The organism is Actinosynnema sp. CS-041913, from assembly GCF_050942485.1.
Lineage (GTDB): Bacteria > Actinomycetota > Actinomycetes > Mycobacteriales > Pseudonocardiaceae > Actinosynnema.
Genome location: NZ_CP192037.1, coordinates 4,970,221 through 4,986,463, shown reverse-complemented (window position 1 = coordinate 4,986,463; position 16,243 = coordinate 4,970,221). Strand labels below are relative to the sequence as shown.

The 16,243-nt window shown below is 73.3% G+C and carries 17 protein-coding genes; 2 read left to right on the top strand and 15 right to left on the bottom strand.

The genetic code is table 11. The annotated features are described in order from the left end of the window. From ACQPZF_RS22950 to ACQPZF_RS22890, 13 genes are all read right to left on the bottom strand, one after another. Positions 1–327 carry a hypothetical protein gene (locus ACQPZF_RS22950; RefSeq protein WP_433260070.1) on the bottom strand — a complete coding sequence of 109 codons (327 nt, stop codon included), beginning with the start codon at positions 325–327 and terminating at the stop codon, positions 1–3. After that, positions 324–1,346: a FecCD family ABC transporter permease gene (locus ACQPZF_RS22945; RefSeq protein WP_433260069.1), complete on the bottom strand. Its 1,023-nt coding sequence runs from the start codon at positions 1,344–1,346 to the stop codon at positions 324–326. The genes ACQPZF_RS22950 and ACQPZF_RS22945 overlap by 4 nt, the downstream gene beginning before the upstream one ends. Continuing rightward, positions 1,343–2,368, bottom strand: coding sequence for a FecCD family ABC transporter permease (locus ACQPZF_RS22940; RefSeq protein WP_433260068.1), 1,026 nt, complete (start codon positions 2,366–2,368; stop codon positions 1,343–1,345). The genes ACQPZF_RS22945 and ACQPZF_RS22940 overlap by 4 nt, the downstream gene beginning before the upstream one ends. Next, the gene (locus tag ACQPZF_RS22935; protein ID WP_433260067.1) at positions 2,365–3,369 is read right to left on the bottom strand and encodes an ABC transporter substrate-binding protein; all 1,005 of its coding nucleotides are present in this window, start codon (positions 3,367–3,369) and stop codon (positions 2,365–2,367) included. Before ACQPZF_RS22935 ends, ACQPZF_RS22940 begins: the two co-directional genes overlap by 4 nt. 201 nt (positions 3,370–3,570) lie before the next feature. Then, positions 3,571–4,425 carry a siderophore-interacting protein gene (locus tag ACQPZF_RS22930; protein ID WP_433260066.1) on the bottom strand — a complete coding sequence of 285 codons (855 nt, stop codon included), beginning with the start codon at positions 4,423–4,425 and terminating at the stop codon, positions 3,571–3,573. Continuing rightward, the gene (locus ACQPZF_RS22925) at positions 4,422–4,676 is read right to left on the bottom strand and encodes a phosphopantetheine-binding protein (protein WP_433260065.1); all 255 of its coding nucleotides are present in this window, start codon (positions 4,674–4,676) and stop codon (positions 4,422–4,424) included. Before ACQPZF_RS22925 ends, ACQPZF_RS22930 begins: the two co-directional genes overlap by 4 nt. Then, entirely contained in the window at positions 4,673–5,341 is a 669-nt protein-coding gene (locus tag ACQPZF_RS22920) for an isochorismatase family protein (RefSeq protein WP_433260064.1), read from the bottom strand. The genes ACQPZF_RS22925 and ACQPZF_RS22920 overlap by 4 nt, the downstream gene beginning before the upstream one ends. 4 nt (positions 5,342–5,345) lie before the next feature. Continuing rightward, positions 5,346–6,986, bottom strand: a complete 1,641-nt coding sequence (locus tag ACQPZF_RS22915; protein WP_433260063.1) for a (2,3-dihydroxybenzoyl)adenylate synthase — start codon at positions 6,984–6,986, stop codon at positions 5,346–5,348. Continuing rightward, positions 6,983–8,185: an isochorismate synthase gene (locus ACQPZF_RS22910; RefSeq protein ID WP_433260062.1), complete on the bottom strand. Its 1,203-nt coding sequence runs from the start codon at positions 8,183–8,185 to the stop codon at positions 6,983–6,985. The genes ACQPZF_RS22915 and ACQPZF_RS22910 overlap by 4 nt, the downstream gene beginning before the upstream one ends. A 385-nt stretch (positions 8,186–8,570) precedes the next feature. Then, positions 8,571–9,368, bottom strand: a complete 798-nt coding sequence (locus ACQPZF_RS22905) for a 2,3-dihydro-2,3-dihydroxybenzoate dehydrogenase (RefSeq protein ID WP_433274662.1) — start codon at positions 9,366–9,368, stop codon at positions 8,571–8,573. 100 nt (positions 9,369–9,468) lie between these two features. After that, positions 9,469–10,287: a carbohydrate ABC transporter permease gene (locus ACQPZF_RS22900; RefSeq protein ID WP_433260061.1), complete on the bottom strand. Its 819-nt coding sequence runs from the start codon at positions 10,285–10,287 to the stop codon at positions 9,469–9,471. Then, the gene (locus ACQPZF_RS22895) at positions 10,284–11,189 is read right to left on the bottom strand and encodes a carbohydrate ABC transporter permease (protein ID WP_433260060.1); all 906 of its coding nucleotides are present in this window, start codon (positions 11,187–11,189) and stop codon (positions 10,284–10,286) included. Before ACQPZF_RS22895 ends, ACQPZF_RS22900 begins: the two co-directional genes overlap by 4 nt. Before the next feature lie 6 nt (positions 11,190–11,195). Continuing rightward, positions 11,196–12,524 (bottom strand): ABC transporter substrate-binding protein, encoded by a 1,329-nt coding sequence (locus ACQPZF_RS22890; RefSeq protein WP_433260059.1) that lies wholly within the window; start codon positions 12,522–12,524, stop codon positions 11,196–11,198. Positions 12,525–12,667: 143 nt separating this feature from the next. On the opposite strand from ACQPZF_RS22890, the gene ACQPZF_RS22885 reads away from it, so the two are divergent. Continuing rightward, positions 12,668–13,297, top strand: coding sequence for a DsbA family oxidoreductase (locus ACQPZF_RS22885; protein ID WP_433260058.1), 630 nt, complete (start codon positions 12,668–12,670; stop codon positions 13,295–13,297). Between the two features lie 7 nt (positions 13,298–13,304). On the opposite strand, the gene ACQPZF_RS22880 is transcribed toward ACQPZF_RS22885, so the two are convergent. Then, a complete protein-coding gene (locus ACQPZF_RS22880; protein WP_433260057.1) occupies positions 13,305–14,990 on the bottom strand; it encodes a serine/threonine-protein kinase in 1,686 nt (561 codons plus the stop codon). 191 nt (positions 14,991–15,181) lie between these two features. Here ACQPZF_RS22880 and ACQPZF_RS22875 point away from each other — a divergent pair, with 191 nt between their 5' ends. Beyond that, complete coding sequence (locus ACQPZF_RS22875) at positions 15,182–15,571, top strand: STAS domain-containing protein (RefSeq protein ID WP_433260056.1); 390 nt, start codon at positions 15,182–15,184, stop codon at positions 15,569–15,571. A gap of 19 nt (positions 15,572–15,590) precedes the next feature. On the opposite strand, the gene ACQPZF_RS22870 is transcribed toward ACQPZF_RS22875, so the two are convergent. Further along, complete coding sequence (locus tag ACQPZF_RS22870; protein ID WP_433274660.1) at positions 15,591–16,241, bottom strand: response regulator transcription factor; 651 nt, start codon at positions 16,239–16,241, stop codon at positions 15,591–15,593. Positions 16,242–16,243: the final 2 nt, after the last annotated feature.

Below are 16,243 nucleotides of genomic sequence, written 5' to 3'. Positions count from 1 at the left end.
TCAGACCGACGGCACGCCGGTGGTGGCGGCGGAGTCGGGCGCGACGCGGGTGGTGGCGGCGGAGTCGGGCGCGACGCGGGTGGTGGCGGCGGAGTCGGGCGCGACGCGGGTGGTGGCGGCGGAGTCGGGCGCGACGCGGGTGGTGGCGGCGGAGTCGGGCGCGACCCCGGCGGTGCCGCGGGTGTCGGGCGCGACGCGGGCGGTGGCGGCGAGGGCCGGCGCGACGCCGGCGGTGACGGGAAGGCCGGGGTTCGGCCGGTCCGACCACGCCTGGTCGCTCGGGCTCGGGGTCGGGGTCGGGGCCCAGGTCGTCGGCCGTGCGGTCATGTCCGCCGCACCTCCTTGGTGAGCAGCCAGATGAGGTAGCACCCGCCGATCGCGGTGCTGACCACGCCGACCGGGAGCGAGACCGGCGCCAGCATGAGCTGCGCGACCAGGTCGGCTCCCTGCAGCAGCACCGCGCCGGTCAGCGCGGCGGGCAGCAGCGGGACGCCGGGCGCGCGGGCCAGGCGGCGGCCGATCTGCGGCGCGGCCAGCGCGATGAACGCGATGGGCCCGGCCACGGCGGTCACCGTGGCGGTGCAGCCGACGCCGATCAGCACTAGCTGGAAGCGCAGCCGCTCCAGCCGCACCCCGGTCGTCACCGCGACAGCCGTGCCCAGCGCGGCCTGGTGCAGGGCGGGGGCGCGGGTGGCCAGCAGCACCAGCAGCACGGCGATCACCGCGAACGGGATGTGCAGGTCGGCCCAGTCGACGCCGTTGAGCGAGCCGGCGTTCCACCCGACGGCCGCGATGGCGACCTCCAGTTCGGCGCGCAGCACGATCCACGAGTTCACCGCCGTCAGGATCGCGTTGACGGCGATGCCGATCACCACCAGCCGCAGCCCGGACAGGCCGCCGCCGAGCGACAGCAGGTAGACCGCCGCCGCGGCGAGCGCACCGCCCACCACGGAGATGACCGTCAACTGCGCCGACGTGCCGGCCAACACGGTGATCGCGACCAGCGCCCCGGTGTACGCGCCCGCGTCGAGCCCGATGATGTCCGGGCTGCCCATGGGGTTGCGGGTGATGTTCTGGAACAGCGCCCCGGCCACGCCGAGCGCCGCGCCGAAGACCAGGCCCGCGAGCACGCGGGGCAGCCGCCACTCCCGGATCACCACCCCGGTGCCGCCGCCCGAGCCGGACAGCGCGGCGAACACCTTCGCCGGGCTCGACCAGGTCGCGCCGTAGCACAGGCCGAGCAGGGCCAGCCCGGCGATGACCACGGCCATCGCCGCCACCAGGGTCAGGGTGCGGTGTTCGACGCGGACCGAGAGCACGCCCCGGCGCAGCACGGTCGCGGTCATAGCGCCGCCGCCCCGTACCGCCGGACCGCCCAGATGAGCACCGGGCCGCCGAGGAACGCGGTCACGATGGCGACCGGCACCTCGCCGGTGGGCAGCAGGACGCGCGACCCGATGTCCGACACCAGCAGCAGGATCGGGCCGAACACCACCGCGAACCCCATCAGCCACGGCACCGAGCCGCCCGCCGCCCGCCGCGCCACGTGCGGCACGATCAGGCCGACGAACAGGATCGGCCCGGCCACCGCGGTCGCCGCGCCGGCCAGCACGGTGATCACCACCAGCGCGGCCAGCCGGACCCGGGCCACGTTCACGCCGAGCGTGTGCGCCACGGCGTCGCCGAGCGCGATCGCGTTGAGCTGCCTGGTCAGCAGCAGCGCGGCGACCACACCCAGGGCGATCGCCAGCACGGGCAGCGTCGTCGGCGCCTGCTCCCGACCCGCCAGCGACCCGACCGCCCAGAAGCGGAACCGGTCGAACACGGTCGGCATCATCAGGTTCAGCCCCAGCGACACCCCCGCCAGCACCGCGCTCAGCGCGACCCCGGTGAGCACCAGGCGCAGCGGCGACCGGTGCCCGACCGAGTAGACCAGCACCGCGGCGGCCACCGCGCCGACCACGGCCAGCCCCAGCTCCGCCACCGGCGCGGCGGCGATGCCGAGCGCCGTGCCGACGGTGATCGCGAACCCGGCGCCCGCGGTCACCCCGAGCACGCCCGGCTCGGCCAGCGGGTTGCGCGACAGCACCTGGACCAGCACGCCGGCCACCGCCAGCGCGGCGCCCACGGCGATCGCGAGCAGCGCGCGGGGCACCCGGATGTCCCGGACCACGAGGTGGTCGCCGGACCCGTCGAAGGCCAGCAGCGCCCGCACCACCTCGGTCGGGGCGACGGCGTGGGCGCCGATCCCGACGCTCACCACCACCACCCCGACCAGCAGCACCAGCGCGGCGGCCAGCAGCGCGGTCCGGGCACCCGTCCGGGGCGGCACGGTCGGCGCGTCCGACCCGCGACGGGTGGTGGTCACCGGCCCAGCAGCGGCGCGAACGCCTGGTCGACCGCGTCCAGCGTCTTCATGGCCGCCTGGTAGGTCGCGGCCTCGGTGTAGCGGAACGGGTAGGTCTTGCCGGCCTTGACCGCCGGCAGGTTCTTCCACAGCTCCGATTCGAGGACGTACTTCACCGGCGCGGGGATCGAGCCGTCGGCGTTGACCGAGTAGGTGATCGCGTCGGCCTCCGCGAAGGCGGCCGGCAGCTCCTCGATCGACGGGTACTCGCTGACGTCGCGCGAGCCGCCGCCCTTGACCTTCACCTGGCCGTAGTAGTTCGCGCCGGTGTCCTGGGCGATGTTGGTGCCCCAGGAGCCGTTGAACTCGCGCTGGAAGTTGCCCTTGGCGACCTCGCCGTACGCGCCGACGTGGGCCAGCTTGAGCTTGGGCAGCACGTCCGCGTACTTCTTCGCGACCGAGTCCGCCTTGGTCTGGTACTCGCCGCGGACCGCGTCGAACTTGGACAGCGCGCCCGCCGCGTCGGCCTGCTTGCGGGACAGGTCGCGCCACGCGGACGGCACGTTCGGACCGATCGCCACCACGGGCGCGACCTTCTCCAGCCGCGCCAGGTCGATGTCGGCGAGCACCGGCTTCGGCACCCCGATCACGATCAGGTCGGGCTCGGCCTGGGCGATGGCCTCGTAGTTCGTCTCGGCGGCCTGCTCACCCGCCACCTTGGGCAGCTTCTCGTAGGCGGCGAGGTCCTCCTCGGTCATCAGCGGCAGACCGCGCTTCCACGTCGAGATACCCACGAGCGGCGCGTCCGCCTCCAGCATGGCGGGCACGGCGTAGCCGGTGGCCACCACACGCTTGGGCGAGACGGGAATGGTGATGTCTCCGTTGTCGGCCTTGAAGACCCTGGTCTCGGCCTTGCCGTCGGCGGCGGCGCCGGTGTCGCCGGAACCGGAGCCGCAGCCGGTGGCCACGGCGAGGGCGAGCACCAGCGCGCCGGCGAGTCTGGGTGATCTGACGATGGACATGCGTGTTCCTCGGGATTCGGCGGAAAATCGGCGGTGGGGGTAGGGGTTGGGGGACAGGTTTGTGGTCGGGCTCGGCCGGTCGGGCGTGGGGGTCGGGCCTTGGCGTCGGGCTCGGCCCGTCGGGCGTTGGAGTCGGGCGTTGGAGTCGGGCCTTGGGGTCGGGTCCGGGGTCGGGCCTGGGGGACAGGTTCGGGGGTCGGGTCAGTGGTCGTGGTCGTCGTCGAAGTCGGCGACGCCGCGCTTCCAGTAGCCGGTGATGTCGTGGTCGGCCTTGTCCAGGCGCAGTTCGTCGCGCACCCAGCGGCGCAGCGGTTTGATGGCGCCGGCCTCGCCCGCGACCCAGACGTAGACGCGTTCGCCCGCGGGCACGGAGACCGCGCGCACGGCGCGTTCCAGCGCGTCGCCCGCTCCCGGCGGCAGGTCGCCGCGGTGCAGCCAGTGCACCTCGACGTCCTCGGGCGCGGACAGCTCGATCTCCTGGGTGGCGTCGGCGACCTCGATGAATGCCCAGCCCGCGGCGGTCCGGGGCAGCTCCTCCAGCCACCGGGCGATGGCGGGCAGCGCGGTGAGGTCGCCCGCGAGCAGGTACCGGTCGTAGTTGTGCGGGACGATCAGCCCGCCGGGCGGACCGGCGACGTGCACGGCCTCGCCCGGCTCGACCACCAGCGCCCACTCCGCGCCCAGGCCGCCGTCGTGCAGGGCCACGTCGATGTCGATCTCGCCGGCCGCGGGGTCGTGGCGGCGCACCGTGTACTCGCGCGAGGTCGGCGACGGCCGCGGCCAGCGCAGCATGTCGCCGTTCGGCTCCGGCAGGCGCAGCGTCCCGTCCGGCTCGGGGAAGATCAGCTTCACGTGCTCGTCGGGGGAGTGGGCCTCGAACCCGGCCGCGCCGGGGCCGCCCAGCGTCAGCCGCAGCAGCCCGGAGCCGACCATCTCCTTGCGCAGCACCGTGATCTCGCGGATGCGGATGGGGTAGGGCACCTTCTCCGCGCCCGCGCCCGCCCGGACCTCGGCGATCCGCTCCAGGTGGCGGTGGCGGTGGTCGACGCGGCTCACGCGCTCTTCCCCGCTCCGGCGACCAGCGCCGTCCAGCGCCCGAGTTCGGGCTGCTCGGCCAGGTCGGCGAACTCCAGCCCGGTCGCCCCGGCGGCCCGCCAGCGCTCGACCAGGCCCATGATCCGGACCGAGTCGAGCCCGAGGTCGAACAGGTCGGTCTCCGGCGTGAGTTCGGTGGGGTCGCACCCCAGCAGTTCCGCGACATCGGCGCGGACCCGCTCGGCGGACAGCGGCGGCGGTGTGGTGCTCATCGTGGTGCTCCTGCGGGAATCGGCGCGGACAGCGCGGCCAGCGCCTCTGCGGTGGTGGTGACGGCCCCGCAGCGCTGCGCGACGTACTCGCAGGCCTGGTCGTGCCGTTCGCGGGAGAAGTCGGCGACGGCGTCGCCGACCAGGAAGGGCCGGATGTCGCGCATGAACGCCTCGACGGCCGTGGCCTGGCAGCCGATGTGCGCGTACACGCCGGTGATCAGTAGCTGGTCGCGGCCCCGGGCGGCGAGCTGCTCGGCGAACGTGCTGCGCTGGAAGGCGCTGTAGCGCCACTTGACCAGCACCGTGTCGTCCTGATCGGGCGCGAGGTCGGCGACGATGTCCGCGGCCCGCGGGTCGGCGTCGATGACCGCGCCGATGCCCGGTCCCCAGAACTCGGTCAGCAGCCCCCGGTCGGCGGCTTCCTGGTGGCCCGGCTGCGCGGTGTAGAACACCGGCACGTCGTGCGCGCGGGCCGCCGCGACCAGCGCGGCGATGTTGGCCGTCATCTCCGGGACGGGCGCGCCCTGGTACGGGGCCAGGAAGTAGCGCTGCGCGTCGTGCACCAGCAGGGCCGCGCGGGCGGGGTCGGGCCGCCAGGCCACCCGGCCCGCGGGCAGCTCGGCCGCCGTGGGCAGCGCGTACGGCTGGATCTTCGGCAGGGACACGCCCTCACCCCTTCTCGGACAAGGCGGCCAGGGCCACCCGCAGTTCGCGTTTGCTGGTCTTGCCGACACCGGTCACCGGGAACGCCGCGACCACCTCGACCAGGTCGGGCACCTTGAACGCCGCGACGCCGCGCTCCCGGACGAAGCGGCGCAACTCGGCGGCGCTGGGCGTGGCGCCCGCGACCGGCACGACGTAGGCGCAGGTCCGCTCGCCGAGGTACTCGTCGGGCACCGCGACGACGGCGGCGTCCAGCACCGCCGGGTGGGCCATCAGGTGGTTCTCCACCTCTTCGGCCGCCACCTTCTCGCCGCCCCGGTTGATCTGCTCCTTCGCCCGGCCGACGACCTCCACGTGCCCGGACGCGCCGCGCCGCACCAGGTCCCCGGTCCGGTAGAAGCCGTCCGGGGTGAACGCGGTCGCGTTGTGCCCGGCGGCGCGGTAGTAGCCGCGGATCGTGTACGGGCCGCGGGTCAGCAGAGCCCCGACCTCGCCCGGGGCCACCACGTCGTCCGAGGACGCAGCGGGGTTGTCCGGGTCGACCAGGCGGATCTCGTCGTCGAGCGAGATCGGGCGTCCCTGGGTGCCGAGCACGATTTCCTCGGGGTCGTCCAGCCGCGTGTAGCAGACCAGGCCCTCGGCCATCCCGAACACCTGCTGCAACCGGCAGCCCAGCGCGGGACCGATCCGCTCGGCCAGCTCACGGCCGCACTTCGCGCCGCCGACCAGCAGGACCTCCAAAGTGGACAGATCGCGTTCGGTACGGGCCGCGGCCTGCACCCAGGCGGCGGCCAGCGGCGGCACGACGCCGGTGATCGTCACCCGCTCGGACTCGATCAGCCGGAACGCGGTGTCCGCGTCCGGCCGCGGCGCCAGCACGGTCGCCGCGCCCGCGTGCAGCGCGCCGAGCACCCCCGGCGAGCTGAGCGGGTAGTTGTGCGCGACCGGCAGCGCGGCCAGGTACACGCTGTCCGGGCGCAGCGCGCAGATCCGCGCGCTCTCCCGGACGCTGTAGAGGTAGTCGTCGTGGGTGCGCGGGATCAGCTTCGGCAACCCGGTGCTGCCACCGGAGAGCTGGAGGAACGCCACGCCCTCCGGATCGGGGTCGGGCAGCTCGCGCGGTGCCGCCGCCGCCAGGGCGTCGAACTCCGCCGAACCGACGACCAGCACGTCCCGCACCGTGCCCACGTCACCCGCCACGGCGCGCGCGGTGGCGGCGTGGTCGTGCCGCTCGTGGTGGTCGACGGTGATGATCGCGACGGCTTCGCTCTGGGTCGCGAAGTGCCGCAGCTCGCTGTGGCGGTGCGCGGGCAGCGCGAACACCGGCCACGCGCCCGCCCGCCACAGGCCGAACACCACCGGCAGGAACTCCGGCACGTTCGGCAACTGCACCACGACCCGGTCGCCCGCGCGGACTCCCCGCTCGACCAGGCCCGCCGCGATACGGTGCGCCCGCGCGTCGAGTTCGGCGAACGTCCAGCGCGCCGACGCGCCGTCCCGCTCACCGACGACGGCGGTGCGGTCGGCGTAGGCGGCCGTCAGCGCGGTGAGCCACGCGCCGAACGTCTGCCCGCGCCAGTGCCCGGCGGCGCGGTACCGGGCCGCGACGTCCGGCGGCCACGGCACGTGGTCGACGCCGGCGCTCACGCCGCACCTTCCAGTCCCAGCGCGCGCAGCAGCGTGCGGAACTTCGCGCTCGTCTCGGCCAGCTCCGCGGCCGGGTCCGAGCCCGCGACGATCCCGGCGCCCGCGAACAGCCGGACCGTCCGGTCGCACACCTCGGCGCTGCGGATGGTGACGCTCCACTCGCCGTCGCCGTCCAGGTCGGTCCAGCCGACCAGCCCGGAGTAGTAGCCCCGGTCCTCGGGCTCCAGGTCCGCGATCGTGGCGCGGGCGAGCCCGGTGGGCACCCCGCACACGGCGGGCGTCGGGTGCAGCGCCTCGGCCAGCGCCAGGGACGACGACCCCGGGTCGTCCGGGTGCGCGATCCGCCCGGTGATCCGGGTCGACAGGTGCCACATCGTCGGCGTGCCGATCACCACCGGCTCGGCGGGCGCCTCCAGGTCGACGCAGAACCGCCCCAGCACCTCGGCGACCTGCGCGGCGACGTGCGCGTGCTCGGCCCGGTCCTTCTCCGAGGCCAGCAGCGCCGCGATCCGCCGGCGGTTCTCGGCTTCGTCCGCGACGCGGGGCAGCGACCCGGCCAGCGGGTTGGCCACCGCCCGCGCCCCGCGCCGCGCGACCAGCAGCTCCGGGCTCGCGCCGACCAGCGTGCGGGGCGCGGGGTCGCCGGGCGCGCTGACGTCGACGGCGAAGGCCTGCGCGGCCGGGTCCGCCCGCACCAGCCGGGCCAGCAGGGTGGGCACCGGGACCGGTGCGTCCGCGGTCAGTTCGAGGCAGCGGGCGAGCACGACCTTGCGCAGCTCGCCGTCGGCGATCAGGGCCAGCGCCCGGCGGACGGCCTCGGCGTACCCCGCCGCTTCGGGCCGGGCCGCGATCGACCACTTCGTGGACCCGAAGGCGGCCGGCGGCACGTCGGCCGCGACTCCCGGCGCACCGGCCCGCCTGATCACGGCGGGGACGACCAGGCTGGCCTCGGCGTTCGGCCGGAACCCGACCGCGCCGGCCACCACCGGCCCGTCGACACCGGCCACGGCAGCCGCGTCGAGCGCGTCCGCCGCCGCGTGCGCGCGCGAGCCGTGGCCTGCCCGGACGGTCGCGTGCACGCCGTCGGCCAGCAGCGATCCCTGCGCCGAGGAGTAGTAGAACGACCCCGGCAGGTAGGCGGCCAGCAGGTCGGCCGCCCGGTGCACGGGCCGGGGTCGAACCAGAACAGGTGGGGACACGTCGAGATTCCCTTCGGCGTGGAGGTCGAAGCGGTCGCGGCGGCCGATGGCCGAAGTTGGTGGTGCTGGTGCCGGCCGGAAATCGGTCGGCGAAGGAGATGTGGTCGTCGCGCGGGCGCGCGACGAAGCCCGGCCCCGGCGGAGGTCAGCCACCAGCCTCCGGCGCCTGTCGCACGTGGCGGCAGGCGGTGGGATCGAACGCCACTCTCCAACTTTGGTTAGGCTAGCCTAAATGACTTGGACTGGGGAAGGTCTACTCGGCCGCACTTGCCGCGCGACGCGCGGCGGCCGGTCGGACGACCGTCCCAACCTCCGTTCACCGTGGCCACTGCGTGAAACGGGGTATTCGTACCAGTCCGTTCGGAGCAATGTCTGTGCGTCACGATCACGCGCGGAGCGTCGCGCCGCCGTCGACGTACAGGTTCTGCATGGTGATGTGCCGGGCGCGATCGGAGACCAGGAACAACACGGCTTCCGCGATGTCGGCCGGATCGGCTATCCGTCCCAGCGGAATGCCGACCCGGTACTGGTCCGGATCGCCCGCCACCACCCGCGCGGGCCCTTCGTCGTCGGTCCACAGCATCCGTTGCATGTCGGTGTCGGTCGATCCGGGCGACACGACGTTGCACCGGATGCCGGAACCGGCCAGCTCCAAACCGAGGCACCGGGTCAGCATCGTCACCGCCGCCTTCGACGCCGCGTAGGCGCCCATCCCCATCCGGGGCACCCCGGCCGCGTTCGACCCGACCGTCACCAGCACGCCGTTCCCGCGCGGCGCCATCCGGCGCGCGAGTTCCCGCAGCACGGTGAACGCGCCGGTGGCGTTGACCGCGAAGGTGGCCGCCCAGTCCTCGTCGGTGGTCTCGCACACCGACGCCGGCCGCAGGATGCCCGCCACGGACACCCCGATGCCGATCGGGCCCACCTCGCGTTCCACGTCCGCCACGACGCGCGCGACGGCCGCGGAGTCGCCGATGTCGGCGGTGTACGGCCGCACCTGCCCGTCCCACTCCGCCGCGACCCGTTTCAGCCCGATGGTGTCGACATCGACAGCGGCGACGGTCGCGCCCGCGCGGACCAGCCCCTCCGTCACGGCCTCCCCGATGCCGCGGGCGGCTCCGGTCACGAGGGCGACCTTGCCCTCGATCCCCGCGTCCCCAAGTCCCGACGAGGTCAACGCGATGCCCCTCTCACCAACGAACTTTGCTTAGGCTCCCCTAACCTAGACGTACGGACGTGTTTCCGGACTGCTCATTCCGGGTGATCTACGTCTCGCGGCCTCGTCACTGCTCGACGTGCTGCGTGACGGTGCCCCGCACGAAGTACCGCTGCGCCACCAGGAACAGCAGGATCATCGGCACGGTGGCGATCGTGCTCGCCGCCAGCACCAGCTCCCACTGCGTCTCGCCGCCCTCGCCGAACCGGTCGAGCACGGTCTTCAGGCCGCGCGGCAGCGTGTACAGCTCCGGCTCCCGCAGGTAGATCAGCGGCTTGACCAGGTCGGTCCACGCCGCCTTCAGCTCGAACACGAACACCACGATCAGGCCCGGACGCGCCAGCGGGAGCGCCATGCTCGCGAACAGCCGCCACGCGTTCGCGCCGTCCACCTTCGCGGCGTCGAACACCTCCCGGGGCAGGCCGAGGAAGAACTGGCGCAGCAGGAAGATGTAGAAGGCCGAGCCGAACAGGTTCTGCGCCCACAGCGGGATCTGCGTGGTGGCCAGCCCCAGCGCGTGCCACTCCAGGTAGACCGGCACCATGGTCACCGCGCTCGGCAGCATCATCGTCGCCAGCACCACGCCGAACAGCAGGTTGCGACCGGGGAACCGGAACAACGCGAAGCCGAACGCCACCAGGGCGCTCGCGACCGTGGCCGCCGCCGCCGCGGCCACCCCGACCGCGACGCTGTTGGCGATCCAGGTCAGCAGCGGCACTGCCCGCCAGATCTCCACGTAGTTGCCCGGCGAGAACGGGCTGGGCAGCAGCGCGTTGTCGAACACGTGCGCCCGGTCCTTGAGCGAAGCGCTGACCAGCCACCAGAACGGGTAGACGAACGCCACCGTGACGACGAGCAGCCCCAGCCCCGGGGCGACGCGCTTCACGGCCGTTCGCCTTCGTAGTGCACGTACCGGCGGGACAGCCGCACCTGCACCGCCGTGACGACCGCGATCACCACGAACAAGCCCCACGCCAACGCCGACGCGTAGCCCATCCGCAGCGACTCGAACGCCTCCCGGAACAGGTGGATCACGTAGAACAGCGCCGCGTCGCCCTCGCTGGACTGCTTCGCACGAGCGCCGAAGAACATCGTGTACGCCTCGGTGAACACCTGGAGCGACGCGATCGTGTTGACCACCACGGTGAAGTAGACCGTGCCGCTGATGCCGGGCAGCGTCACGTGCCAGAACTGCCGCCACGGGCTCGCGCCGTCCAACCGCGCCGCCTCGTACCGTTCGAGCGGCACGCGGGTGAGCGCCGCCAGGTACAGCACCGCGGTGCTGCCGACCGTCCACAGGCTCATCAGCACCAGGCCGGGCTTGATCCACACCGGGTCGGTCGTCCAGTTCGGCCCCGTGAAGCCGAACCAGCCGAGGAACTCGTTGATCGCGCCGTTCTGCCCGTTGAGCAGCAACAGGAACATCGCGGCCAACGCCACCGGCGGGGTCATCACCGGCAGGTAGAGCACGGTGCGGAAGAAGCCCGCCGAGCGGCCGGCCCGGCGCAGCAGGCTCGCCAGGCCGAGCGCCAGCGCGATCTGGGCGGGCACGTGCAGGACGGTGAAGACCAGCGTGTTCCACAGCGCCGTCGCGACCTGGTCGTCGACCAGCGCCTCGCGGTAGTTCTCCAGCCCGATGAACTCGGGCGGCTTGAGCATGTCGTAGTGGGTCAGCGACAACCACACGCTGAACAGCATCGGACCCGCCGTGAAGGCCAGGAACCCGACCACCCACGGCAACAGGAACAACCATCCTGCCCGCGACTCGCGCCGGCTGACCGCCGTCATGGGGCGCTACCTCCCGCCCACGCGCTTCAGTGCCCGTTCGGCTTCCCGCTGGGCCTGCGCCATCGCCTCGTCAGGGCTCTGCCGACCGGTCAGCACGCGGTTCACCCCACCCTCCCACGCGCGCACCAGCTCGCTCGCCGCCGGACTCGGCGCGACGGCGAACGCCTTGTCCTGCAAAGACAACACCTGCGGCACACCGAGTTCGAGGATGCGGTTGCCCTTCGGGTCGAACACCTCGCGGAAGATCCGCTCGTCGGCCACCCGGTTCGCGGTGAACGTCCCGCCGTAAGGCTTTCCGGCCCGCGCCAACGTGTCCCGGCGGGCGGTCGCGGCGGCGACCCATGTGTCGGTGGACGTCATCGTCACCAGGAAGCGACAGGCCAGCTCCGGGTGCCGCGCGCCTTTCGGGATCGCCCACGCCTGCCCGCCGGTCTCGGTCAGCGGCTCGCCCCGCCGGTCGGTGAACGGCGCGATCGTCACGTCGGCGTCGGGCGAGTTCGTGGCCAGCGTGTTGATGTACCAGGACTCCATCGGCATCGCCGCGAGCTGCCCGGTCACGTAGGCGTTCGCCGCCCCGAACTGGTCGAAGGTGTCCCGGAACGCCTTGAACGACGCCCAACCCCCTTGCCGCCGCACGAGGTCCGCGGTGAAGCGGACCGCCTCCACCACGCGCGGGTCGTCCAGCCGGGCGTCGCGCCCGTCGCCGGACACCAGCTCCGCGCCGTTCGCCTTGGCCCACATCGGCAGGAACTCGGGCACCTTGGGGTCGAAGCCGATGCGCTGCGGGCGTCCGCCCTCCAGCCGGGACAGCCGGTCGGTCAGCTCGACCAGCGCCGGCCAGTCCGTTGTGGACAGTGCCGCGGGATCGAGGCCGGCGGCCCGCGCCACCGGGTTGTTGATGATCATCAGCCGGACGTTGGCGAAGTCCGGCAGCCCGTGCACCTCGTCCCGGTAGGTCACCTGGCGCAGCGCCGCGTCCCGGAACTGGGCAAGGTCCACGTCGTGCTCCCGGACGCAGTCCGCCAGGCTCAGCACCGCGCCCCGGGCGGCGTAGCTGCCGAGCTTGCGCCGCTCCGCGTAGACGAGGTCCGGCGGATCGCCCGCCGCCACGGCGGAGAGGAACTGCTGCTCGTCGAACGCGCCCTCGTTGATGCGCAGGTCGACCTCGGGGTTGGCGGCGCGGAACACCGCCACCCGCGCGGTCGCGTGCTCGTCGGGCAGGCCGAAGCCCGTGGCCACCAACGTGTTCGGCGCGTCCGCGCCGCGCGAACCCAGCCCGCCGCAGCCGGCGACCACCAGCAGGGGCACCACCGCTGTGACCAGTAGTCGGCGCACGACCGCCTCCCCCCGTGCCGGGCATCACGGACACAGTTCCCCCGGGACGGTCTTCCCACACACAGGTCGCCCGGACGGCGTAGTGACGACGTAGGGTGGCGGTCGCCCACCGCGACCCCGCACCACGAGGAACACCGAGAACCATGCGCGTCGACATCTGGAGCGACCTCGTCTGCCCTTGGTGCTACATCGGCACCACCCGCTTCGAACGGGCGTTGGACGGCTTCGAACACCGCGACCGCGTGGAGGTCGTCCACCGGTCGTTCGAGCTGGAGCCGGCCCGTGAGCCCGGACACACCGAGCCGGTGCAGAAGATGCTCACCGACAAGTTCGGGCCCCGCGGCGCGGGCATGGACGACCAGGTCGCGCGGCTCGCGCGCGGCGAAGGCCTCGGCTACCGCACGGACCGCGAGGTGGGCAGCACCCTGGACGCCCACCGCCTGCTGCACCTGGCGAAGGAGCACGGCCTCCAGCACCGCCTGGTGAAACTGTCGTTCGCAGCGCACTTCGGCGAAGCCGCGTCCCTCTTCACGCCCGAGGCCCTGGCCGCGCTCGCCGATCAGGCGGGCCTCGACCCCGACGACACCCGCCGCGTCCTGCACGACCCCGACGCCTACCTGGACGCGGTCCGCGCCGACGAACGGGAAGCCGGGCGGCTCGGGGCCACCGGGGTGCCGTTCTTCGTCATCGACGGCCGCTACGGCATCTCCGGAGCCCAGCCGCTCGACACCTTCACGAAGGCGCTGAGCACGGCGTGGTCCGACGACCGCTGACGACGCCTCAGCGGTTGCCCGAGTGGTTCTCCGGCCCGGCCGAGAGGACGGCTTCCTTCGCGGCCGACTCCAGCCACGGCGCGACGCTCCGGTCACCCGTCAGGTTGATGTAGAGCGCCGTCGAGTGGATCAGGTACCGGTGGGTGCGGCGGGTGTGGCCGCGCTGCACCGCGCCGCGGGTGTCCAGGTCGCGGTCGCAGATCTCGGAGCCGGGGCCGTTCTTCGGGCACAGGATGCCCCAGGAAGCGGAGTCGTAGGCCTCGTAGGCGGCCTTGGCGGTCCGGTCGTCCGCCATCGGCACCACCCACACCATGACCAGGATGCGGCCGGACTTGTCGACGTAGGTCCCGGTGACGGCGTCGCGGCAGCCGGAGCGGACCAGGAGGTCCCGGACCTCCTGGCTCAGGTACTCGGTGACGCACTCGCGGACGTCCGCGCCCTCCCGGGTGTATCCCACGTCCTTCGAGTCGGTGAACGACTGCGCGAGCAACGCCGCGGTGGTCAACGGCGTGTCGTCGGTGGACTTGTCGTCGAGATCGGCCGGGTCGAAGGCCGGTGTGGTCGTGGTGGTCCTGGTCGGTCGGCGCTCGGAGGTGGCCCGTTCGCGGGTGGCGGCCTGGGTGAGCGGGCTGCGCGTGGTGGTCGTCGTCCGCGTCGTGGTGTCGGACGACGAGTTCAGCTCGTCCACGGCGGCGTCGAGGCCGTCGATGAGCTGACTCCTGAAGACGACCAGACCGACCACGACCAGGGCGATCACCAGGCCCAACGCCACGGCCGGCGACCGTCGCGCGGTGGCCGGGCCCTGCGGCGGTCGGATCACTTCCGTCGGACGCGGCGGCGGCTGGGGGATCTTCGCCGTCGGCGTCGGCGGCGCCGCGAGCCGGGCCCGTGCTTCGGCGAACGTCGGGCGTCCGGCCGGGTCTCTGGCCAGCAGGCCGGTGATCAGCGTGGCGAGGTTGCCGGCACGGCTCAGCGGCGGCATCGGCTCCAGCAGGACCGCGGTGAGCGTGGCCGTGGGGGTGTCGCGGCGGAACGGTGACCGGCCCTCCACGGCCTGGAAGAGCGTCACGCCGAGGGAGTACAGGTCGCTTTCGGGGAGGCCGTCCTTGCCGTTCAGCCGCTCGGGGGCCATGTACTCGACGGAGCCGATGAGCGTCCCGGTGACGGTGATCGCGGTATCGGTGTGGTGCACGGAGATGCCGAAGTCGGCGAGCAGCGTGTCCCCGTTGTCGGCGAGCAGCACGTTGGCCGGCTTGACGTCGCGGTGCACGATCCCGACGCCGTGGGCGGCTTCGAGTGCGTCGAGCAGGTCGGAAGCCACGCGGGTGGCCTCCTCGGCGGACAGCGGCCCCTCTTCGAGGCGCTTGTCGAGCGACCGCCCGGCCACCAGCCGCATCACGATCCAGGGGACGCCCTCCTCGACGACGACGTCGTGGACGGCGACGATGTTGGGGTGGTCGCGCAAGACGGCCGCGTTGCGCGCCTCGCGCCGGGCACGGGCCAGCCGCTCGTCCCGCTCGGCGGCCGACATCCCCGGCGACAGCCACACCTCCTTGACCGCGACGTCGATGTGCAGCGCCTCGTCACGCGCCTTCCACACCCGTCCCATGCCACCGAAGTCGAGCGCCTCGACCAGCCGATACCGGTCGCCGACGACCCGACCCGGTGCTGCCCCCGCCGGCTGTTGTGCCATTCCCGCCCGCCGATGTCCCGCGCCTGGTGTTGTTGATCAGCATACGAAACCGGCGCCGCCACCGGACGGCCGTGACCTCTTGCTGACATCGTCGGGTCGGCCGCCGCGGTTGGGCCGGTTGGCGGCTGTCGTCCCTGGTGGGCGGCGTGAGTTGAGCTGCCGACGGCCTCCGGGCGTGATTAGCTGGGAGCGTGACATCCCCGGAAGAGGGCCCGTGGACACGGGTCGAGACGATGGCCGAGGGCCAGGCGGTGCTCGTGCGGGTCGGTGGGATCATCGACCAGGACACGGTGTCGACGCTGGACGAAGGCCTGGACAACGGGTTCGCGCAGGCGAAGGACGCCGGCGCCCTGCTGCTGGCGGTCGACCTGCACGAGGTCGGCCTGCTGGCGTCGGTAGGCCTGTCCTCCCTGATCCGGGCCCACCACCAGGCCGGTGACCAGGGCCTGGAACTCGCCGTGGTGGTGGAGCCCGACCACCAGCTCACCCGCCTGCTCTGGACGACCGCGCTGACCCGCATCCTGACCGTGGTGCCGTCGGTGGAGGAAGCCCTCGCCCGAGCACCTCGCAACCCCGCCTGACCGGCGGTCACCACCGGGGTCAGTGGGCCTCCCGCAGGTAGGTCAGCACGGCCAGCACCCGGCGGTGGGTCCGCGGCGCGACCGGCAGGTCGAGTTTGCCGAACACGTTGCCGATGTGCTTGGCCACCGCCGCCTCGCTCACCGACAGCGCCCGCGCGATGGCGGTGTTGCTGTGCCCCTGCGCCATCAGGTCCAGCACCTCCAGCTCCCGCGCGGTGAGGCGGCTCAGAGCCGGGCGCTCCCGGTTGCGGGACAGGAGTTGGCGCACCACCTGCGGGTCCACGACGGTGCCGCCGTCGGCCACCCGGCGGATCGCGGACGCCAGGACCTCCAGGTCGCCCACCCGGTCCTTGAGCAGGTAGCCGACGCCGGCCGAGTCCGTGGTCAGCAGTTCGGCGGCGTAGGTCTGCTCCACGTACTGGCTGAGCACGAGCACCGGCAGGTCGGGGCGTTCCCGCCGCAGGTCCAACGCCGCCCGCAGGCCCTCGTCGCTGTTGCCCGGCGGCATCCGCACGTCGGTGACCACCAGGTCCACCGCCGTCGACCGCACGCCCGCCACCAGCTCGACCGCCGTGCCCACCGCGACCACCACCCGGTGGCCGTAGAACTCCAGTATCCGCACGAGGCCTTCGCGCAGCAGCACGGAGTCCTCCGCCACCGCGATCCGCAGAC

What these genes read in the sequence shown, in the direction of transcription:
- ACQPZF_RS22950 (WP_433260070.1), bottom strand. Translation starts at nt 327, where the DNA reads ATGACCGCACGGCCGACGACCTGGGCCCCGACCCCGACCCCGAGCCCG.
- ACQPZF_RS22945 (WP_433260069.1), bottom strand. Translation starts at nt 1,346, where the DNA reads ATGACCGCGACCGTGCTGCGCCGGGGCGTGCTCTCGGTCCGCGTCGAA.
- ACQPZF_RS22935 (WP_433260067.1), bottom strand. Translation starts at nt 3,369, where the DNA reads ATGTCCATCGTCAGATCACCCAGACTCGCCGGCGCGCTGGTGCTCGCC.
- ACQPZF_RS22925 (WP_433260065.1), bottom strand. Translation starts at nt 4,676, where the DNA reads ATGAGCACCACACCGCCGCCGCTGTCCGCCGAGCGGGTCCGCGCCGAT.
- ACQPZF_RS22895 (WP_433260060.1), bottom strand. Translation starts at nt 11,189, where the DNA reads ATGACGGCGGTCAGCCGGCGCGAGTCGCGGGCAGGATGGTTGTTCCTG.
- ACQPZF_RS22885 (WP_433260058.1), top strand. Translation starts at nt 12,668, where the DNA reads ATGCGCGTCGACATCTGGAGCGACCTCGTCTGCCCTTGGTGCTACATC.
- ACQPZF_RS22880 (WP_433260057.1), bottom strand. Translation starts at nt 14,990, where the DNA reads ATGGCACAACAGCCGGCGGGGGCAGCACCGGGTCGGGTCGTCGGCGAC.